Below are 21867 nucleotides of genomic sequence, written 5' to 3' on the forward strand. Positions count from 1 at the left end.
TTATTCCTTTATTTTGTGGTGAGGACTGAGCTCTGTTATTAATTTAATGCTCGAGACCATTTGATCTAATTGAAAATGGGGTTGTAGTTGTAAAACAGAAAAAAAGTGACCTGGATTTGCTTTGTTTTCACTTACTTTTATGCGCGCATTACTCAGTGGATATTTACTTCTGATTTGCTCAGATGCTGAGTCTGACGCCGTTGTATAATTATTGATCCACGACTGTAAGTCGCGCTCGCACGCATGCGCATTTATGTAAGAACCGACTCTATCGCGGGCAAGTATTTTTAAATAATGTGCAAAGCGAGATACGCATAAAATGTATTGCAACATAGATGAAAGGCGTGCATTTATATTAGCTGCACTGGATTCGTAATTTTTTGCTTTTTGTACCGATGCATTACTATAAAAAACAATATGTTCAGTATTAGTTACTGATGACGTTGGAATAAATCCAAGTTCAGAGAACTGCTTTTCAAATTTACTTGTTACCAATAAATCCAATGGCGGTTTAGCTTCTTTTTGGTAGGTATCGTTTGCAAAGCTGTCTTTTGCAAGCCCTGTGACTAGCCCTTTTGACACTTTACCAGGCTCTATCCCTCTAATATGCCCAAACCATCCGCTATCACAGTAAGCCCTAATTATTGTTGAGACAAACTGAAACGCAGCATTACCCCATAACATATCTGTTTCGGGGTTTTTTATTTGTTCTTTAAAATAAAAGTCTTGATGGCGTTTACCATCGTTACTGTAGGGAGCTCTGACTAAAACATGCGGTAACGTTAAACCAACAAAGCGTGCCTCTTCCATTGATCTAAAGCTTTGCCATTTTACATATTCAGGTTGCTCAAATTGATTGAATAAATCTGCGTAGTACCCTAGGTCAGAAAAGTTATCTGCGCCAAAAAGGTTTGGAGACGCTGAACATATAAATGGTGAGAATGCAGCAGCTGCAGTGCGCGAGATTTCTTTAATAGTATCAATATCGTTATAAATAGTGCCATTAGATGACATATTACTAATTTCGTAATCGCCAATTACTACACCAAAAGGCTCGCCACCGGCACTATCAAATTCACTTTGATAGAGTAACTGAAAAAAGTAACTTTGGTCGAAATCTATCGCTTTGTTTACATCTTTAGAGAGGGTTGCCCAATCACAGTTTAATACTTTTATTTTTACTTTATTTTCTTTGTCGTATTGCTCTGTTTGGAGGGTTAACCACCATAAATTACGCCAGCTGGCTTCTAACTTTTGAAATCGTGTAGCATGAATAATGCTATTTAGCTGTTGAGAAATTAGCTGATCAAGTTCAACAATAATTCGTTGTAAATAAGGACCAAGCGATTCTTTTGTCCAAGAGATAGGTGAATCAGAAGAGCCTTCAAGCCACAATAACAGTGCCTTGTCTAAGTTTTTTTCGTTCAAAAACCTATCAAGCAAAGCATCATTATCGCTAATTCTAGACTGCGACTTTTGGTGAAAAGCGTAGTCTTGATTTATAAATGAAAACTCTTCGTGATTCATTTTACTGCATTATCCTTAACGCTAAAGACTAGTTAATTAACCAATCTCTGGAATTTTAGCTACAAGACGTAATGAAGAGGTAAGCTCTTCCATTTGTAGCCAAGGTCGTAACCATGCCACTGCGTTATAAGCGCCTGGCTGACCTGGTATTTCTTTAACTGATACTTTTGCATCGGCTAATGGGTAACGTGCTCTGATATCTTGGCCACCACCCTCGGTCGCATTTACATACGATAGAATCCAGCGGTTTAACCATGACTCAACATCTTCCGCTTCCATAAAGCTACCAATTTTATCGCGCGCCATCACTTTTAAGTAATGTGCAAAACGAGACGTCGCCATTAAGTAAGGTAAGCGAGCTGAAATTGCAGCATTAGCTGTTGCATCAGGCGTTGAATATATTTGTGGTTTTTGACAGCTTTGGCCACCAAAGAAAACAGCGTAATCGGTATTTTTGTAATGACACAGAGGTAAGAAACCAAGTTTACTTAGCTCAGCTTCACGACGGTCTGTTATGCCAATTTCTGTTGGGCATTTAAGATCCGGATCGCCATCATCACTTGTGAAAATATGCGTTGGTAGGCCTTCAACTTTACCGCCACCTTCAGCACCACGTATCGCAGTACAAAAACCGTATTGCGAAAACGCTTTGGTCATATTAGTGGCCATTGCGTAAGCTGCATTACTCCAGCAGTAGTCGCTATTATCAGTGCTTACTGAACGGCCTGCTTTTGGTTCAACTTCAAACTCTTCATAGTTAAACTCTTCGACAGGTTTAGAAGCTGCACCGTAAGGTAAACGTGATAAGAAGCGAGGCATAGTTAGCGATACAAAACGTGAATCATCGCTGTCTCTGAACGAGCGCCATTTTGTGTACTCTAATGATTCAAACACTTTTTCTAAATCACGAGGTTTAGTCAACTCTTCCCAGTTATCAAACCCGAATAAAGACGGTGAAGAAGCGGCAATAAATGGACAGAAACCAGCTGCTGCCACATTCGACATTAGGCTTAACGTTTCCACATCTTCTGGGTGGTTAGTAAATTCAAAGTCACCCACAATTGTGCCATAAGGTTCGCCACCAGGAGTACCAAATTCAGACTCGTAAATCTTTTTAAATGTTTGGCTTTGGTCAAACTCAACTGCTTTGCTTAAATCTTTATGTAGTTCTTTTTTCTTCATGTTTAAAACACGAATTTTAAGCGTTGAGCTGGTTTCAGAATTCATTACAAGGTGGTGCAAACCACGCCAAGAACCTTCTAACTTTTGAAACTCTTCGCTGTGCATAACAACACTAAGCTGCTTTGAGATTTTCTGATCGATTAATTGAATTGCTTCATTAAACGTCACAGTCATGTTTTTATTCCATTGAACTGTGCCTTTTAATGCCTCTTCAGTTAATGTTTTAAGTAGTTCTTCTGCACGACTTGCATCAGTTTGCTTAGTGGCGCCAATTGCTTGCTCTAATAACGATGAGCTTGCCTCAGCTGTTGACTCTAATTCAGTACTTAGTTGCTCTGCACTCATTTTTCAGTCTCCTCTAGCTTAAGTTCCTTAGCAATAGAATCAAGGCTTGAAGTATTGCTTAATACTTCTTCTAAAACATTTTCAAGCTCTTCTGAACGGTCAATCTTAGTCATTAAATCGCGTAATTTATTACGTGTTTCCATTAGCTTACGTAATGGTTCTACCTGATTAACAACTGCTGCAGGCTCAAAGTCATCGATTGATTTAAAGCTAAGGTTAACTTCAAACTCAGAGTCATCATCGCTCAGTGTATTTTCTACAACAAGTTTTAATGAAGGGCTCATGCGTTTTAAAACATCGTTAAAGTTTTCGCGGTCAATTTGAATAAAGCGTCTGTCTTTTAATGGTTTTAATGCTTCAGTGTTATCACCTGAAAAATCACCCATTACACCAACAACAAATGGTAATTCTTTTTTTACCGCAGTCCCTTCAGTTTCAACATCATAAGTGATGTGAACGCGAGGCTTACGTACTCGTTTTAATTTATCATGGATACTCATAGAGAACTCCTTTTACTTATGTTTCAGTTTCGCTGATTCTAATGCCAGACAACTTAAAGTACCCGGTCCTAGCATCACTATCTGTTATTAATTCATTTAATAATTCAGGCAGCGATAATTCGCTCCATCGAATCACTTGTTCTATCGTGTATGACATTGGAGAATGCGGTTCGGTTTTTCTAAAAAACGCCGCTATTTCTTTAAGCTTATTTATCGCATTCTCACGAGAATCAATTGCTTGGTTAATGGCCTTTTTAGGCGCTTCAACAGCATCTTGCTCTTCATCGTTTTGAGTGAGTTGCTCTTGCGTTTGCTCAGAGATGAGAGCCTGTTCAGCTGCAACAAGTTTATCCGCTGCAATGTGGTTAACGGCTGCCAAACTTACTTCAAGCGCTTGTTTAATATTTGAGGTAGGTTGCGGCTGCCCAGTCACTTTATCCATCACATCGCTAAGCTGGGCAAACTCAGTAATTGCCTCTTCTATATCTTGCTTTAAGTTGACAAAAAATTCAGTGCTTGTCTCTGCAGCGCTTTTTTCGATTAATTCAAAATCGACCGCGCCTTGTGCTAGTTTTTTCTCTCTTTTCTCATCATTTAACCTTGAAATATCATAACCTTGCTGATATTCCCAAAATGTAAAAGGGTCTAAGCTAACACTGTCAGTTAACAGTATGCTTTTGATGGGGATAATAAGAGTCCCCTCACCTGCGGAGCCATTTAATCCGCCAAGAGCCGATACTTTGTCTGAAATTTCATCGTCTGCATCGAGGGTAGGGTATAGCGCGTCGAAATAATTATCTAATAAGTGGCTAGCCACTTTAAAGCCAAAGGCAAGCCCTTTAAAACCGTGAATTCGGCATAAAGCTTCAATAAACCATGCTAAATACTCAATGTCTTTGCTTTGTGATTTAATTGCGCTACTGCATTGCTCTAATAAAGGTAACCAGTCGCGAGCAAGTGATGAAATACCTTCTTCGTCTACTAACGCGTTTCTTTCAGCGGCACGAAGTTGGTTTCTTAAATCTTTTAAGGCGTAATAAGTCGACGTAGGAGAAACATCCGAGCGAGGGTCTAAACCTGCGATCTCAGTTTCAGAAATAGGGGAAATATACTCTTCAAATACAAACATTCCGTCGTCCTAATAATTATCCATAAAACTCCAATAAAGCGGAGCGGATTTCATATTACATTCTTTATATTAAAATACAAGCCTAGTTACAATTGTGTTTAAACCAAAATAATTGCAAATATATAAACAATAAACTTTCAATATAAATAAATTAACACTTAAAATTATATAATTAGTAATAAATAATTATTTAGTAAAAAGTGGAATTGTAGCTTCATCTTGAATTTTGTATGTTTCCGATTTGCTACTAAAATTTTCATGGCCATATTTAATTATAATACAGGTAACATTATCGCGTGCACCTCTTACTAAAGAAGAATGCATTAGCGCCATACCTGAATCAATAATACTATTAGGTTCTAATGACAAACATATTTCTTCATCAGACAATTCGCCTGTTAAGCCATCTGAACAAAGTAAGAAAATATCATTAGTATTTACTTCACCTTGTACTACATCTACTTTAACTTCGTCTGTAACGCCCACTGCACGCGTAATCACATTCGAAAGAGGGTGCGTTTTTGCTTCCTCGACTGAAATTACGCCCTCATCGATAAGGTCATTTACTTGGCTATGATCCCGCGATACTTGCTGTAATTGGCCATTTCGCAGCACGTATGCCCGGCTGTCACCTACCCACAAAACGTAATATTGATTATCTTTTATAAATAAGGCGGTTACTGTGCTGCCCGCCGTTTTACTTCCTAAGTACTGAGCGCTGTAATCATTTAATTGGCGATTTGCATCTTCAATAGCTGAAACAATATGAGAAACGCTAAGCGTAGCTAGTGTCTTTTCTTCAACTTTTGCTCTAATAACATCTACGACTAGTTGGCTTGCAACTTCACCCGCTTCATGTCCACCCATTCCATCAGCTACTACCCATAAGTTATGGCTATTAATTTCAACATGAGAGTCTTCATTTAATTGCCTAACTGCACCGCGATGAGTTATTGCGTAACTTGTACTTAAATTGCTAATCACTATTTTTTACCTGTGTGTAATTCCATTCCCAATGTTTCCATCGGCCATCTAACATAGCAGCAACTTGGTTAACAGGCGGTAGTCCTGAAGTAACAAGCATCATAGGCTTTATATTGCATGAACCGTGTGTCCACCAAACACTATAATCACCATGCTTTTTATATAAAAGTGCATGTAGGGCGTCTTTTAAAACATCACTTGATAGCTCATCACCTGAGAACTCAAATGCTTCACCTTCTTTATTTTTGTCGCTAGAGGGAGAAATACTAAGCTGCTTTTTAGGCGCTATAAGGGTGCTTATCGATTTAGCAACGTCTTTTCTCCACGTAAAAAGGTCAACAGAGCTATCGAGCACTTTAAGTACAGTGTCTTCGTACTCTAAGGAGAAAACGCCCGAGTTTAATACTTCTATCGGCGCAACTTCTAATGTACTGGCCACTGTAAATGGGTAATGGCGCCCTACAGCATCCATACTCGGTAATAGGGTTCCCATTACGCCTTTATCGCCAACAATATTTGGCGATAAAGCAAAATGCCATACAGGACCTGTTAGGTAGTTATCTTGCCAATTGTCGCCTAACTGTTCCTTGCTTACAGCAATAGCTGCTTGCAGCCATTGCTCCCAGTGCTCTGAAAATTCTTTCGAAACGCTGTCTTGAACAAAGTCCCCCAAGCTAGGGACTTTGCCGAGGTAGCCTATATTTATAATCGGGTCGGACATGAAAACTTCTCTACACTTTTATTCCAAAATGGATGCCTAATTGATTTTGGCAATAGCTCAACTTTTGCGTTGTTACCCATGAGAGAAAAATGTAACTCTAAATCCTCACGTGTTTTAGCTCTTTTAGCGCTTAGCTCATCTAGCATGCGATAAAGCGACCATTCACCTTGGTAAGTCGTATTAATTGGGCGGCCACCACTTGGCGGCGTAAACTCAATTCTTGTGGTACTTTGCCCTGATGAACCTGGCCATACAAAGTTAGTAATTTTGATTGGGCCATGACGATATGACATGGACTGGCCATCTATTTCCACTCTAAATTTAGAGACAGTTTGATCTAATTCAACGGTTCTTAATCCAAACTCAATTCTAGGTGTTGCACTTCCACCATCGAAGAATACCGTTTGAATTTGATGGGCTAGTTCAAACATGGCTAGTGTATCAGCGCTTATGCCAATGTCTTTTTCAAACTTCCACGGACTCGAACTCATATCCACACTTGGCGCTACATAGTTAGTGAAGAAGCTATCAATAGTGCCATCTGGTCCAAAGAAGCGTGTAAAGTCTTTCATATTCACTTCTTTTTGTGCATAAGGAGAGAAAGGGTATCGGCCCACAATAGCTGCGTTGTACTCACGTAAAACTTGGCTTTTCCAAATCTCATTTAAGTGTCTGTTAGCGCTATTTTTAGTGATATTACTGGTATCTCTGCTTATATCTAATAACCAGCTATTAAATGGGTAAGGTAGATCACGGCTTTGGAACTCAAGTTGGCGAATGAAACTTGGTTTACTTTTTCCACTGATTTGATCTTTTATTGATGACTTTAACTGATCACCTCTATCAAGCTTAGTTAGATATACATTAAGCTCTCTGAGGTTTTTCTGAATGTTATCTAATTGCTGAGCATCAATATTTATAACATCTTCAAACGCTTCTTCAACCTGATAACCTGGCAGTTTAATGTCAAACTTAGGGGCTTCGTCAGGTAAAAAACGCTTAATTCTGTTAGCTTTAGTTTGCATTGCAATTTCAGCGGCATTAGCGGCAACTTTACCCGCTGCTTTTTGATTCTCTGACACCGGCAATTTGGTTAGTTGCACATTTTTTTGCACAGCCATAATAATGTTTTTAATCGGTGCTTCTGAGCCAGCAAGTACATCAGTAATATTCACACCCTCAGCAGGTGAGCTGTACTGATTAAGGCTTAAATCGTCGATAAATGATTGCCAAAAGAAGACATAATCTTGGAAATAACGCTGCTCTAATTTCTTTTCAATTTCTTCTTTAGAAATATCATAAGTGCCCGATGCTTCCTCGCCATATACCCAGCTGCTTGCCATCAAATTTCCAAGCATTTTACTTTTTTCAACATTAAAAATGCCGTGAAAACCGTTAAAGGTATATAAACCAGGGATACTTCGAGTCAGCTCGCCATTGTTTCTGAATGTGAATTTTTGCGCACTTTCAAAACTAATAATGTCTGTTAATCTAAACGGCGGAATGCTGCTATCAAGGAAATCAGCTTGTAGGCGTTGGTATGCTCTTTCGGCTATTGGTAACTTAGTTAATTCAGCTCTAGCTATACGCACTGCTTGATTATCTATTTTGGTTTGACTAACGCCAAGCTCTAGTAAGGCAGCAATGTGGTTCATTAACTGGCCGCGAGTTAGCGCATTTTTATCACCCGGTAGATTTCTTTCTAGGTATGCATTAAACCAAGCCGAAATATCTTCACTTTCAAAGTATTCAGGTTGGAATAGCATTAAATAGCACTTTAGCGTCTCGTATAAATAGCTAAGGTGCTCTGGGTAGGCTTCCATTTCTTTAATTAACGTATTTGCGATATAGGGTTCTAAATACGTTTGTAGAGACCTGTTATAGGCTTGTGTAGATGACTGTTTAATTTCATTAAGCTTATTAAAACCTATTGACTGAGATTCATCGTCATCAACTAACGCAGGGTTGTTAGCTGGTAAGTTTCTTAGCGCATTGAGTCTGTCGTTTAATACTAATAAGTTGCTTCTATCAAACGAGGCGGCATCTAACTCCTGATAAGTTTCAATGGCTTCATCTGTAGCAGCCATTAAATTATTATTCCATGCAAAGCTAAAGTACCACGAAATAGAAAAACCAATTACCGCAATACTGGCTAAAGAAATACTACCTACTCTGAGCCATTTGTTTTGCTTATCGTGATGTTTGTTAGTGCTAGCTAGGTTTTGCTCAGGGAAAATTACACCTTCTAAAACGTTTTTGATAAAGAAGCTTTTCGATTGATTTATATAACTAGAATCTGCTGAGTTCACGTCATTTAGAAAGCTAGCTGGCTTCCCTTCTTGAGTTGCACTGGTCAAATATACGCCCCTAAACATAGGGAGTTCTTCATAAGCGTTAGGGGTAAAAATTTCTTTTAAAAATGCATCGCCCACACCTTGTAGCACACGAAGTTGTCTCGGAAATTCGAAAATTTTGGCTCGTATTTCTTCATTACGCTCGTTAATCAGCCTACGATTAAGCATTTCTGTCAGTTTTGAAATTAATGCGTGAAACTCTTTGTTAAACGCTTCAACTTGAGTGTCTTTATCTAGGTCTAACTCAAAAGTAACACCCCAAACTTGCTCGCATTCCTCTTCTGTAAGCTCGCCAAAAAACTCTCTAAAACCTTCAATTAAATCAACTTTAGAAAGAATAACGTACACTGGAAAAGTCATACCCAACTGATTTTGTAACTCTTGTAAGCGCTGTTTAATTGCGCGGGCATGTAGGTTACGCTCTGTTTTAGTTTGACTCATGAGCTCAGAAATACCCATGCTGATCATTACACCGTTAATGGGGCGTAGAGGGCGGTACTTGCGTAAAAGCCCTAAAAAGCCCTCCCATGCGCGTGAGTCATGTTTTGCGTGGCTACTTTGTGTAGTGTATCGCCCTGCGGTATCGATAAGTACAGCTTTATTAGTGAACCACCAATCACAGTTTCGTGTACCACCTACACCGTGGACTAAATCCACACCTAACTTATCTTTTAACGGATAGTCTAATCCTGAATTATTAATAACCGTTGTTTTACCGGCACCAGGCGGGCCAATCATAATATACCAAGGTAATTGATATATATTTTTACCTTTAAATAGCTTTACATCTTTGAGTAAGTTGATGGCTTCATTCATGCGATTTTTTAACGTGGTGATCTCTTCATTCACCTCGTTACTGTTCGACTCATCGCTTTCAATTAGTTCATCGGCCATTTTCTCATCGCGTTTGCTTTGTTGCGTTAAGCTATAAATTTTGGTGATAGCAAACACTAAAATAACAAACAAAATAGTTAACAGCCGTGCTGCTACACTCTCTAAAGGGATAAAGTCAGCAATCGCAATAAGCGGACCGCCAAACCAAATTAGTAAAGATAACGCCAAAAAGCCGATAATTAACATGGCTGTTTTAGAAGTAAGTACGTAAGTAATTTTTTTTATTTTGTGTGAAAAACTCATGTCAGCCTCATTAAAATAATAAATCGATTTCAATTCGTCGGTTTAGTGACCGAGAAGCTGAATCTGAATTGCTGGCGATAGGCTCTGCAGCACCTTTACCTTCAGGCCATAAACGGCCACTTAGGTTTGTAGTTTTAGCCATAGAATTAGCAACTTGCGTTGCACGGGCTAAAGAAAGGTGCCAATTTGATGGGTATTTATCAGTCCGAATAGGCGTATCGTCGGTATGCCCAGTAATTAAAATACGCCCTTTTGTTCCTTCTAAACTAAGTGCTAGCTTTTCTAAAATGGGTTGAATTGACGGTAATAATTTAGCATCGCCTTGATTAAATAGACTTTCGCTGTTTATTGAAATTCTTATGCGGTCTAGGTTTTTCTTTACTGTCACAATCCCCATCTGAATTTCTGTTTGCAGTAACTGCTCAAGTACTAATAGTTGCTTATCTTTTTTATCTACACTTTCGTTTTGCGCTATAGGATGAATAACAGCCAGCTTATCGTTAAGTGAAGTAACGCCGTCGTTTAATTTCATATTGATAAATAAGTAAACCATTAACAGCACTAAGCCCAGCACTGAAAAAATCACCCAAAGCGGAACTTGATTTCTAAGCTCTACGCCAGCGGCAACACGCTGCTTCCAATTAGGTGAAAGTTTATTATTCAATGGGCCATCTAATTGATTTAAAAGGTGATACATTTGAGAGCGATATTCTTCTATTTTAGTATCGCCACCGTTGTCTAGCCTGTATTTACCTTTAAAGCCTAAGTTTAAGCAATGGTACTGCAGCTCAATAAATTGTTTGTGTTGTTCAGGTTGAGCAAGTGCATTATCAAGCAGGGTGTAAAAGTATTCACCGCCAAACGTTTCTTTATGAAACGTCGATAGTAAACTCTCATCAGCCCACTCCATTGAGCTCCATTTAGAATTTAAAACTGATTCATCTAAAATCGCGCACAAGCAATAACGCGAGTTGGTAATGACATCTTTAGAAAGCCCCTGGTTACGCACTTCAACTTCAAAGCGCTTTACAGCCTCAACACAGCGATGCTTTAAAGCAGCAATATTTGTCATCTCTTTAGCTTGGCTAATCGAAATTACAATTGAAAAGCAATCTGTTGCCGCTTCTAAAAGTGGATTTTTAAAAATTGAAACTTTAGACGTATTAGCAACACTGCTGGCAACAGGCTCAACAGACATCACTGTTTTATCAGCATCGTTATCTACATTAGGAGTGTTTGAAGTGTCACGCCCTAGTCTACCAGGGCGAGGTTTTATAATGGTTTCGTCCATTGAAACTCTTCCTTTAAAAGTTAGGTTCTAATTGCCCAAAGGCTTATTTGTAGCTCTGGGTAATTGCCCGATAAGTGGATAGCGATACCACCACTTGAACGAAGTTTTTCCCAATGTTCACCCTGCTTGTTTAACTCAAAGTAATGAAAACCTGCATGGTATGGGATTTGGCGCGGTGCCATTGGTAAGTTACTAATGGTAATACCAGGAATTTGGTTATTAACTAAGTCACGTATGGTTTCTACACTACCGATCTTAATTTGTGAGGGCAGTATTTTGCGCAGCTCTTCGTGCGGTACACTTGCTTTGATTGCTAAAACAAATTGTGCCGAGTTAAGTACAGATTTATCTTTTAGTGCGCCAAACGAAATACCAAACTTGCTTTGCTCTAATTTAATTTCTGTCGCAGTTTGTTCAATAACATGACTTAAAGATTGATATAAGAAATTAACTACTTCAGAAAATACTTTGCCCAAATTTTCATGATCGTACTTAGGCAGCTTTGGTACTCTTTTATTCGCAGTACTAAAAGTAGATAGCTCGCCAGCAAGCTCAATAAGACGGGTATAAAATACATTTGGGTGGAGGTTATTCACGCTAAGTAGATTGTCAAAAACAGCATCGTACTTATTAAGGGTTTGCAGCATGATAAAGTCAGCAACAGAGGTGCTCCCTGCATAACCTTGACATAAACGCACAGAAATACTCTCTGCGCGCTGTTTTATCATAGAGCCTATTTCTCTTACTAAACCAAGTAACGGCTTGCATTGACCTACTTTTAAAGAGGCAGGTATGTATTTAGTGTCAAGCTTAATGCTGCCTTCGCTGCTTACTTCAATAATGCGCGCCACAGGTAGCAAAATATAACCAGCGTGATCATCTGATGAAAGCACAAGTTTGCTATAGATTTTAGCAACTTGAATTACCTCTTGAGATTGAGCTCCCAAAGAGTCATCACTAACTGTTAGATCATTTAGCTTATAGCGCGTGACGATATTTTCATCCAGCGCTGAAATATTAATACCACTGCTTTTCAATGCAGGGATGGCAAGGTATACCACCTCATCATACACGTCTTTATTAACCACTAATGGCTCAGGTAAAGGGGTTGATTGCGGCATTTCAATTGGGAGTAAATCAGGCGTGATAGCACTTAAAGACTCAAGAGCAAACTGCCCTGAGCTCAATAATTGTGTGTCTATACTTATATCAAGTATGCCCCACGGATCAGATAAATTCCCTTTGCATAATTGATTTATTAAGTTAGAAAAATGCTTATCTGATTGTTGAAAATGTTGCGGCCTTAAGAACATCCCTTCAGTCCACGCAACACGAGTGTTATCACCCATTTTACAAATCCTTTTTATCGCTCTCTCATGTATGTAGCAATTGCTTCAACATTTACATCTATATCGTCATAGCCTGTTGGGTCAACCTCAATAACAGCTCTCCACCTTGCTTGGTCGATATCTCTATAGGCCACAACAACACCCACATAACGGGTATTTCTGTTAAGGCTCATTTTGTATTTTTGTACTGAGTTTGGTTGTAGCTCTAACTCATCTTTTTTAAGTAAATCTGGACCCAGTAGCTTTTCAGGCGTTTCGTATAAGCTAAAAAAGTCCTGCGTATCAAAAATAGTTCGTGAACTAAGTTCAAATATTTTCATAACAACTGGCGACGGTCTCTCTGATGTGTCTGGATTTACATCTTTAGCAACATTAATAATTAAATCAGTTGAAGGCGGCACTATTTTATTTACGGTGGTACACCCAACCGTCAAAAAGAGTAGGCTAATGCTCATAAAAAAGAGCTTAAGTTTAGACATTATTTACTTTCCTTCCTAAAACGTTTCTTGAGTTTTATCATTGTAAGCCTTTAAAAAATCGTCAGATAACGCCATAGCGCCTTTAGCATTAACATCATGCGCTAGCTCTTCATGAAGGCTTTGGTATATCTTCCAACATTTTGCTTCTGACTGGCCTGGAATAATCTTTAATACATTAGAGTTTTCATTTACTTGCTGGGTGATCTGCTGGGGAGAAACCTGCTCTAAAATCCCTTTAAGTACACCATCAGCTCCTGCTAATAAAGCATGTTCATGTCTTCGTGTATCAGTAAAACTTTCTTTAATCGATTCACGAGACGACAGGAAGCTTGCACTATTTCTTATGAATAAATTCTGAATAACATCATCAATATCAGCAGAAAATTTTATAGGGTTATTTTGCTTTGTTTGAAACATGGTTTGATTCAAACGTAATTGATTTTTTACCAATGCTCGTTGTCTTAATGACTCCATCAGCTCGTTTAATAATAAATTTAAACTTTGCCCCATTTCAAACCACAACTCTGGTGTATTGAGGGCATTTTGAAGCTCAGTTTTAACACCTAAACCTTTTAAAAACGCCTCAGATAAAGCGGAATTAGCGCTTGCGGTACTAGCGTGTGATTGCGCTTGTTTTACTGGCTGCTTAACGGGTTCTGGTGTTTTTTGTGGCTCAACTTTAACGGGTTGTTCTGCCACTGCAACATCATCAAAATGGTTTTGCGGTGAGACTGACACATCAGGGTTCATTAAATGTGATAATTCATCCCAATTTTCAGGAATTTGATTATCAGGCTGTGCCATGTTTTCTTCTTTCATTGAAACAGCAGGCATTGACTCATCTAAAATAGATTCATTTAAAAATAAGTTACTTGAAGAAAAATTATCTATTTCAGGTGCCGGGGCACTATTTCTTGGTGCAAAGTCATCCGTACTTGGGCGTGCTTCAGTGTATGCTGTCGTAGATTGAGAATCAGCTAACTCGACTTCAATTTGAAAGTCCCCCACAGTAATCACATCACTGTGCGCTAAACGGTGTTTATTACCTTGACCAAGCGCAGACACGCCAAAATTAACAAACGTTCCGTTAGTAGAGGTATCGTATAAGTAAAACGAATCGCCTTCTTTTTCAATACGGCCGTGTCGGCTAGAAATTATTTTTTCAGGATCAGGCAAGTGCCAATCGCACGCTTCCGAGCGGCCAAAAATAAGAGAGTGTTTAGTTGTTTTAGAAGCTTCAATTTCAGGCGAGAGTCTATGATAACTAGTTATATTTAGTATCAGTTCCATTTGATAAGTTAGTCCCATAAATCTACATTTTTATTAGGATAAAGTAGAAGCGAAACTATTGTCAACATTGAAATTAATATATAAAAATATACACATATATTTAATTTTGAAGACAATGATAAATTTAATAAACCTAAAAACATGAAATCCAATAATTAAATTACCGTTTGAATGTTCCTTTTTCAGCACACTGCAACAAACTTAATCCCAAACAAAATAAAGTGAAAAATTACCGATGAATGTACCTTTTACGCCTTTTACAGCCCTTTTAAGCACGTTATTTTTTAAGTTTAAAAATAAAAACAAATTTTAAGTGAGTTAAAACAGGCGACATAATTAATTTTGTATGAAACTTCTACGCTAGAAAGATTGCTAAAGTAATCTTTTTTTGTAAAAATACTGCCGTTATCAAAGGGAGAATTGATAAAAACGATAAAAATTCACCTTTGCAATTATTTATATATACACAATAAAAGGATTTATAATGAGCGGTATCAATAATTCTAACGATAAAACTCAGATAGCGTCGCTTGATTCAAATCTCAAAAAACCCCAAGCTAAAAATAAGCTCAATCTAATTGGCAAAAAAATATCTGCTCGTTACTTGGTTGAAGAATTAATTGGCCAAGGCGGTATGTGTTATATCTATCGCGCAAGGGATTTATTTTTAGAAAGCCCAAGCCGCCCTGAAGTGTTTGTGGCGATAAAGGTGTTACTCGAAGAGTTTTCACACTCAGAAGAGGCCATCACTCTCCTAAAAGATGAAACCACTAAAACACAACAGTTAGCTCACCCTAATATAGTTAAAGTCTATTCAGCAGGTTCAGATGGCGATCTTCACTATGTAACAATGGAGCTTGTTGAAGGCGAAACACTTGAGCAAATAATAAAAAGAAATAAACCCACTGGCATGGTGTTTAAAAAAGCCAAAGTGATTTTAGAGCAGTTAGCTGATGCACTGATTTACGCGCATGCACGCGGTGTTATCCACAATGATTTAAAGCCATCGAATATTATTTTTGATTCTAACGGCAACTTAAAAGTACTTGATTTTGGTATTGCGAAACATAAAACCATTGAAGATGCCTATGCTGTTCAAAACCAACAAAATGCCGCAGTTGTAGGTGGTTACACCCCCACCTATGCAAGCCCGGAGCAACTTAAAGGTGCAGAAGCATCAGTTAAAGATGATGTATTTTCTTACGCATGTATAGCCCTTGAACTATTAAGCAGCAAACATCCATTTAACCGCGTAGCAGCCGATAAGCTAGCAAAAGATGCCACGGCCAAACGCCCTAGTAACTGCCCATTATGGTTGTGGGGTAGCTTAAATAAAGCAATTGCATTAAACGCTTCTGATAGATTAAGTTCACTCGACCCCATTACTGCTAAATTAAACCATAATTACAAACCAGCTATCGCACTAGTAGCAAGCTTAGTGATTGCTACAGTATTAGCAGGGCAATATTACTTATCTAACGATAACAATGTAAAACAGCTCGAAGCAAAATTAGACAATGCTCAGGCGATAAATCAGCAAGTAAAAACGTGGATGTCGTGGAATGGCCCAAGCATACTCGATAAGCTTTCTGAAATACCGCCGCAATACGAAGTTTTAAAGCAAGGCTTATTGCGTGTAAATCAAGAGAGTGTTTTGCAAAGCTTTGATGGTATGGCTAATCAGCTAAATAATAGTGGTGATAAGTTTAAAAACTTCGATGAAACAATAGATGTATACACTCAGGCACTTGAATACTACCCAGATTCAGAAAAGCTTTCTGTGCAACTGGAAAGCATTTTAAGAGAAAGACAATCTATTATTTTTGATATTACATCGCGAATTAATTTACTTTTAGAGCAATCTCGTTATAACGAAGTTGATAACAATAGTATTCCTCAGTTAATTATCGATTTAAAACAGGTCGATGACACGTACGTCTATCAGCCTTCACAAATTCACTTTGATAACTACAAGCTAGCGCTCGACAAAGCTATACAAGAAGACGACGTTATTGCACAAAAAGCGTTATTAAACGTAGGGAAAGCCATCTTTACTAATACGCAAAAAGAAGAGCTGCAATTTGCTGAGCTGCTCAAAAGAGAGTCGGCAATCGATGCTCTCACCTTGTATCAGGAAAAAGTAAATAAAGGCCAGCAAGCACAATTTCCAACTGCAGATGCTGTTGTATTTTATCAGCCACGCTTTAATCGCTACACAGAAAAGCTGGAAGGCATTGAACAATACAAAGAACTATTAGAATTTGAAGAGCAGATTAACGTGGAGTCAGTGGATTTACCATCAGACTTTTCGCTTTTGGTTTCTTTAAAGCAAGAGTTATCTAAACGATACATTACAATGGCGAATACCTTAATGAAGAGAAAAATGTATCGTACTGCTGAACAACTAGTAGAGCGAAGTGAAGCCATTACTCAATCACTTGATAATGTTTTATTGTAACTTATAAACAGTAAAGCAAAGCGATTGTGGCTTTGCTTTTACAATACACTTTAAAAGTTGATGAACACTTAGTTTTACCGACGAAAGTCAAGGACGACGAGTTAAGCTAACGCTTGTACTCCTCCATGATATTTCGCAATTTTAATTACTATAATGATTTATGGAGTACCAATGAAAAAAATAACCGCACTTGCAGCATTACTCATCTTAAGTGGCTGTGCAAACACTTCAAATATGAATGAAACTGAACAAAAAGTTGAAGACAATGTTGCCGATGTTCAGGCTGAAGTAGCCGAAGTGGTTGCTCCAATCTCACTTACCGTAATTACTAACCCTAATGACGCTCGCGTACGTATTATGAATATCAAACCGGTATACCAAGACGCGATCGAACTAAAAGAAGGTGAATACGATGTTGAGGTAAGCAAACCAGGTTACCAAACTTATCGTAAGTGGGTTGTGGTTGATAAAAAAACCATACTTACAGTAGAGTTAGATGAAGTAGCCAAAACTGAAGCTGCAAACTAAACACCGTGTAAAATTGTATTTATGCCTTTAAATACACATTAATTTAAAGGCATAACTCTCATGTTTACTGCAAAAAATGTAATAGCCCCTATTACACTCACATTCCCAACAATACACAGCCATAACACCACTATAAAACGACGTTTTTGCGATTTATGCCTAAGCCATTGCTGTGCAATGAGTGCGCCGGGCCAACCGCCTAGTAACGACAGTAACTGAAGCGTGCGCTCGGGTGTGCGGTTTACTTTTTTATGCGCTGATAGTTTAGCTTGTCGTTTATCCCATGCGTACATTATAAAAGTAAAAAAGCTTAAACCTGTAAAGTAGCTTGGTATATAAATGCTCATATTATAAAGCCAATGAGCTTGCCATACTGCGACCAAAAAAAGCAGTGAGAAGGTGATTAATGTTTTCTTTATCAATTCATGATCGCCTATACTAAAAAGAGTTAAACCAAAATAATAAGAGCCAAATTATGACATACTTTAAAGCCCTATTTTTAGTATTATGCTTATACGCCTTTAATAGCTACGCCGCTGATACCCCAAGTAACCTTGATAAAGAACTCGCTGTATTTAAACCTTATTTAGGTACATGGCAGGCCGATTTTGACGTACCTAAAGGTGCAAAACCTGTACAAGATGTTGGCCACTGGGAGCGCGCATTAAATGGTAAAGCTATACATACCAAGCACTCTATTAATGAAGGTGAGTATGGAGGGGAATCAATGATTTTTTACGACAGTAAAAAAGAGTCATTGGTGTTTTACTATTTTACTACCGCAGGTTTTTACACAAAAGGCACCATGAAAGTGCTCAGTCCTACCCAATTTGTAGCGTATGAAGAGGTAACAGGCAGTAAAGAAGGTATTACTAAAGTGCGCTCGATCAGCGAACTAAAAAACGATACGTTTGTAGTTTCAACTTCTTATTTAAAAAAGGGTGAGTGGACTAAGCCCGAGCAGCGTACTTATACACGCAGCACTAAAGCCGTTAAATTTAAATAATGGCCATTCGCTTAAAACACAAAAAGGCAGCCTAAGCTGCCTTTGTTATTTATAAAACCGCTATTATTTAGCAAACTTTTTAAATGGTTCGTCAACTGGTGTATCAGCAAGGTGGTTAGTGTAGTTGCTCATTACTTTTTGCGATAAGCCTACAACAATTTCTAGTAGTTGCTGTTTACCGTAACCTGCTGCAAAAAACTTTTCAATTTGCTGATCGCTAATTACGCCGCGATCGCGTGTCATTGCAAGTGTGGTTTCACGTAGTGTTTCAAGTTTTGCATCTGCAAGTGGTGTTTTGTTTACTAGGGCATCAACAATATCTTGGTCTACATTCATTGAAGCGGCAATTGCGCTGTGTGCTGGTACACAGTAATGGCACTCGTGCTCAACATTAATTGTTTGCCATACCACAGTTAGCTCTTCTGCGTTAAACGAGGTGTTTTGAAATAACTCGTGCAGTACTTGGTAACCTTTAAGTAGCGTAGGCGCTTCGGCCATTACGGCGTGAAGGTTAGGCAACATGCCAAATGCTGCTACTGAATCAGCCATAAGCGATTTTGATTCTTCTGGTGCGTTGTCTTGAGTATATAACGTAAATTCTGCCATGTTCTGCTCCAATAAATTAATGTGTTTGAGTAACCTAGTGTCAGGTTAAGTAACTTCGAGACACATACTATTTGATTTTGAGCGACCGTTCAAGTTAAAATTGAGCATACGTTCAAAATAGTTGAGATTAAAATGGCAAACAAAGTTAAATTTGAGCGCGATAATGTAATTCGCGTTGCAAGCCAATTGTTTTGGGAAAAGGGGTTTAACGCCACCTCAACCCGCGATTTACAAGAAGCCATTAACATGCGCCCAGGCAGTATATATGCGGCGTTTGGCTCTAAAGAAGGCCTATACAGCGAGTCTTTAAAAGACTACACAGTACAAATGAAAAGCCAAATTGATGGGTTTTTAGCAAGTTCTGACTCTGTTTTAGGTGGTTTGCGTGCGTTTGTAGAAAACGTAATTATTAAAACCAAAGACTGTAGCCCAAGTGCTATTTGTATGTTGGTAAAAGCAAACAGCGAATTTGCAGAAAAAGACGCCTCGTTATACGAGCTAAGCCTAGATCTATCAGCAAAGTTTGAAGCCTACTTAACCACCTTGTTTGCTCAAGCCATTAAAAATAATGAGCTAAGCAGCAACCTTACCGCGCTTGAATACGCGCAGTTTTTTCAGGTGCAATTTACTGGGCTGCGTGGCTATTTTAACCGCCCAGGGGTTGAGCAATTAGCGCAGCCGATGATCAACCAAATGTTTTCCTTGATCAAAAAACTATAACGTTTCGCATTACTAACTTCTAAAAAGTCTCAACTAAAAAAAGCGGCTAATTCGTGTGAATTAGCCGCTTTTTATATTTGCTAGGGTTGAGCTTTACTTACGTTTTAAGTTTATTAAGCTCGCTATCTTGCTGCGCTACCAGTGCATTAAGCGCTTCGCTACTATCGCCCGCCTGAGTCGATAAATCAGCCAGTTGCGATGCAGCATCAGAAATAAGCGTAAGGTTACGATTTATCTCTTCAGTTACTAAGCTTTGCTCTTCGGCGGCGGTGGCAATGTGGGTAATTTGATTAGTAATTTCATCTACTTTTACTACCACACTGTGCAGCGCGTCAAACGCCACCGAAGTTTCGTCTACTGCGCTTTGCGCGCGTACTACGCCTTTTTCAATTACGGTTGATGCATTACCTACTTCTAACAATAAGCTATCTATAAGTTGGCTAATATCATCGGTAGATGAGCGTGTTTTAGACGCCAGTGCACGTACTTCATCGGCAACTACGGCAAAGCCTCTGCCGTGCTCGCCAGCGCGTGCTGCCTCAATGGCGGCATTAAGTGCAAGTAAGTTGGTTTGCTCTGAAATGGTTCTTATCACATCTAAAATTTGCGTAATATCTTTACTACGCGAAGCCACTTTTTCAACCGCTTGGTTGGCTTCTTTTATTTCTTCAGACATGGTTTTCACTTGGCTCATAGCCGATGACAAGCTCGACTCACTGCTAACCACTAAACCATTTATTTCATCCGCTTGTTGAGCAGATTGCTCAGAGGCTCTGGCAACTTCAAGTGCGGTGGCGCTCATTTCGTTCATAGCGGTCACTACACTTTCAATTTCTTGAAACTGCGATTGCACATTATGTTTTGTATCAATAGCAATATGCTGTGCTATTTCGCCTTGCTGTTTTGTTTGCGACGATACATCTTTAAGCTCTGCAATTAAGCCACGTAGCTTAGCTAAAAAGGCATTAAAACCACCCGCAAGCGCAATCAGCTCTGCGTGGGTATCTACATGGAGCGTATGAGTTAAGTCACCTTCTGAGCTGGCAAGGTTATCTACACGTTGTTGAATTTGCTCAAGGGGTGCAACCACAGTGCCTACTACTACTTTCATAATAATAAAAGCAATTAAAGCAATAACAGCACCGGTTATTAAAATAACAACACCGAGCTGATTGGCCGAGTCACTCATGTTTTTAGCTAAGGCATTAGGCCCCTCTAGCGCTAAATTACTTGGCACTTCAATAAGTAGGCTCCACTGAGTGTTAGCCAGCTTAATATTAATTGGGTAGTTAACTAAATACTCGCTAGGTGTTTTAAAAAGGCCATGTTGCCCTTTAAATTTAACCAGCTCACTGTAAGTGTTACTACTAACCGCTTCTTTAAATGGGCGGCCTAATTTTGATTTGTAGTGACTGCTGCCTACAATTAAACCTATATCACTTAAAAGTGTTACTTTTGCTTGGCCGTTATAAAGTTCGCTCGAAAGTTTTTCGGTTAAGCCCTGAAACGTAGGGAGCGTTAAATCAACGCCTGCTAAACCAATAAAGCGGCCCGATTTAGTAATAGGTACGGTTAAAGAGGTAAGCATAACCGAATCGCCAGAAGGTATTTCGTAAAGGTAAGGTTCCATAATACAGGGCTTAAGTGTATCTTTTGCGCATAAATACCAATGCGCTTCACGAATACCAAATTCGTTTAACGAGGTCAGGTATTTATCGGCAGCGTTAGCTACTTTTTGCTGCTCAATAATGCCGTTTTGGTCACGCGTTATATATACTTCTAACGTGCCATCGCCATTAACTGAGTGTTTATATCCTTGCTTAAATTGCGCGTCTTGCCCATCAAAGGCATTGGCTTCAAACTGCGAATAAATTGACGATAAAAACCGATTTTTTTCAAGTATAGAGCGGTTAATGCTCACTACCGTGTCGCGGTTTAATGTTTGAGTATTAGCCGCATCACCAAGTAATGCAGCTAATGAGTTTGGAATTCGGTAAGCTTCGTTGATAAATCCGGCAATTTTTTCGCCGTAAGCAGCCGCGTTTGCGTTAAGCTTTTGCTCAACTTCGGCCACGATATAATCTTCAGACTCTTTAGCGAGCGCCTCGCTGTTTGATGACATTTGCCACCATAAAACCCCAGAAAGTACTAATACTGTTAAAAATGTACTCCCTACAGTTATCCATAATAACTTTTTTGCTAACGTGAGTTCTCGCACTTAAATTACCTTTTGTTAAAACACCCCTACAGTTTAATATACA

General features: G+C 38.8%; 18 protein-coding genes. 4 read left to right on the top strand and 14 right to left on the bottom strand.

Annotated elements, in window-relative coordinates; all coding sequences use genetic code 11:
• The 11 genes from tssC (SJY38_RS18025) to tagH form a co-directional block, all read right to left on the bottom strand.
• Positions 1 to 1527 (bottom strand): type VI secretion system contractile sheath large subunit, encoded by a 1527-nt coding sequence (tssC, locus tag SJY38_RS18025; RefSeq protein ID WP_024032876.1) that lies wholly within the window; start codon positions 1525 to 1527, stop codon positions 1 to 3.
• 36 nt (positions 1528 to 1563) lie between these two features.
• Positions 1564 to 3054 carry a type VI secretion system contractile sheath large subunit gene (gene tssC / locus SJY38_RS18030; protein WP_024032877.1) on the bottom strand — a complete coding sequence of 497 codons (1491 nt, stop codon included), beginning with the start codon at positions 3052 to 3054 and terminating at the stop codon, positions 1564 to 1566.
• Entirely contained in the window at positions 3051 to 3554 is a 504-nt protein-coding gene (gene tssB, locus SJY38_RS18035; protein ID WP_024032878.1) for a type VI secretion system contractile sheath small subunit, read from the bottom strand. Before tssB ends, tssC (SJY38_RS18030) begins: the two co-directional genes overlap by 4 nt.
• Before the next feature lie 16 nt (positions 3555 to 3570).
• A complete protein-coding gene (gene tssA, locus SJY38_RS18040) occupies positions 3571 to 4683 on the bottom strand; it encodes a type VI secretion system protein TssA (protein WP_377110474.1) in 1113 nt (370 codons plus the stop codon).
• 186 nt (positions 4684 to 4869) lie between these two features.
• Positions 4870 to 5667: a PP2C family serine/threonine-protein phosphatase gene (locus tag SJY38_RS18045; protein ID WP_286741134.1), complete on the bottom strand. Its 798-nt coding sequence runs from the start codon at positions 5665 to 5667 to the stop codon at positions 4870 to 4872.
• Positions 5660 to 6388 carry a type VI secretion system-associated protein TagF gene (tagF, locus tag SJY38_RS18050; RefSeq protein WP_024032881.1) on the bottom strand — a complete coding sequence of 243 codons (729 nt, stop codon included), beginning with the start codon at positions 6386 to 6388 and terminating at the stop codon, positions 5660 to 5662. Before tagF ends, SJY38_RS18045 begins: the two co-directional genes overlap by 8 nt.
• A complete protein-coding gene (tssM, locus tag SJY38_RS18055) occupies positions 6370 to 9879 on the bottom strand; it encodes a type VI secretion system membrane subunit TssM (RefSeq protein ID WP_286741137.1) in 3510 nt (1169 codons plus the stop codon). The genes tagF and tssM overlap by 19 nt, the downstream gene beginning before the upstream one ends.
• Positions 9880 to 9889: 10 nt before the next feature.
• Entirely contained in the window at positions 9890 to 11170 is a 1281-nt protein-coding gene (tssL, locus tag SJY38_RS18060; protein ID WP_286741140.1) for a type VI secretion system protein TssL, long form, read from the bottom strand.
• A 20-nt stretch (positions 11171 to 11190) separates the two neighbouring features.
• A complete protein-coding gene (tssK, locus tag SJY38_RS18065; protein ID WP_377110475.1) occupies positions 11191 to 12519 on the bottom strand; it encodes a type VI secretion system baseplate subunit TssK in 1329 nt (442 codons plus the stop codon).
• Positions 12520 to 12533: 14 nt separating this feature from the next.
• Positions 12534 to 12998 carry a type VI secretion system lipoprotein TssJ gene (tssJ, locus tag SJY38_RS18070; RefSeq protein WP_377110477.1) on the bottom strand — a complete coding sequence of 155 codons (465 nt, stop codon included), beginning with the start codon at positions 12996 to 12998 and terminating at the stop codon, positions 12534 to 12536.
• Between the two features lie 15 nt (positions 12999 to 13013).
• Positions 13014 to 14288: a type VI secretion system-associated FHA domain protein TagH gene (tagH, locus tag SJY38_RS18075; RefSeq protein WP_377110478.1), complete on the bottom strand. Its 1275-nt coding sequence runs from the start codon at positions 14286 to 14288 to the stop codon at positions 13014 to 13016.
• Between the two features lie 484 nt (positions 14289 to 14772).
• On the opposite strand from tagH, the gene SJY38_RS18080 reads away from it, so the two are divergent.
• Both SJY38_RS18080 and SJY38_RS18085 read left to right on the top strand, forming a co-directional pair.
• Positions 14773 to 16746, top strand: a complete 1974-nt coding sequence (locus SJY38_RS18080) for a serine/threonine-protein kinase (RefSeq protein ID WP_096042734.1) — start codon at positions 14773 to 14775, stop codon at positions 16744 to 16746.
• Between the two features lie 171 nt (positions 16747 to 16917).
• Positions 16918 to 17274 (top strand): PEGA domain-containing protein, encoded by a 357-nt coding sequence (locus SJY38_RS18085; protein ID WP_096042733.1) that lies wholly within the window; start codon positions 16918 to 16920, stop codon positions 17272 to 17274.
• Between the two features lie 38 nt (positions 17275 to 17312).
• Here the strand turns inward: SJY38_RS18085 and SJY38_RS18090 are convergent, their stop codons facing one another.
• Positions 17313 to 17696 (bottom strand): DUF1294 domain-containing protein, encoded by a 384-nt coding sequence (locus tag SJY38_RS18090; RefSeq protein ID WP_286741153.1) that lies wholly within the window; start codon positions 17694 to 17696, stop codon positions 17313 to 17315.
• A gap of 53 nt (positions 17697 to 17749) precedes the next feature.
• Between SJY38_RS18090 and SJY38_RS18095 the strand changes: the two genes are divergently transcribed.
• Positions 17750 to 18280: a hypothetical protein gene (locus SJY38_RS18095; RefSeq protein ID WP_055255511.1), complete on the top strand. Its 531-nt coding sequence runs from the start codon at positions 17750 to 17752 to the stop codon at positions 18278 to 18280.
• A 63-nt stretch (positions 18281 to 18343) separates the two neighbouring features.
• On the opposite strand, the gene SJY38_RS18100 is transcribed toward SJY38_RS18095, so the two are convergent.
• On the bottom strand, positions 18344 to 18886 hold the full coding sequence (locus tag SJY38_RS18100) for a carboxymuconolactone decarboxylase family protein (RefSeq protein WP_029773647.1): 543 nt from the start codon (positions 18884 to 18886) through the stop codon (positions 18344 to 18346).
• 132 nt (positions 18887 to 19018) lie between these two features.
• Between SJY38_RS18100 and SJY38_RS18105 the strand changes: the two genes are divergently transcribed.
• Positions 19019 to 19606, top strand: coding sequence for a TetR/AcrR family transcriptional regulator (locus tag SJY38_RS18105; RefSeq protein ID WP_288421470.1), 588 nt, complete (start codon positions 19019 to 19021; stop codon positions 19604 to 19606).
• Between the two features lie 97 nt (positions 19607 to 19703).
• Here SJY38_RS18105 and SJY38_RS18110 read toward each other — a convergent pair whose 3' ends face one another.
• Positions 19704 to 21824, bottom strand: a complete 2121-nt coding sequence (locus tag SJY38_RS18110; RefSeq protein WP_121638297.1) for a methyl-accepting chemotaxis protein — start codon at positions 21822 to 21824, stop codon at positions 19704 to 19706.
• Positions 21825 to 21867: the final 43 nt, after the last annotated feature.

This window comes from Pseudoalteromonas sp. R86517, assembly GCF_042466295.1.
Taxonomy (GTDB): Bacteria; Pseudomonadota; Gammaproteobacteria; order Enterobacterales; family Alteromonadaceae; genus Pseudoalteromonas; species Pseudoalteromonas atlantica.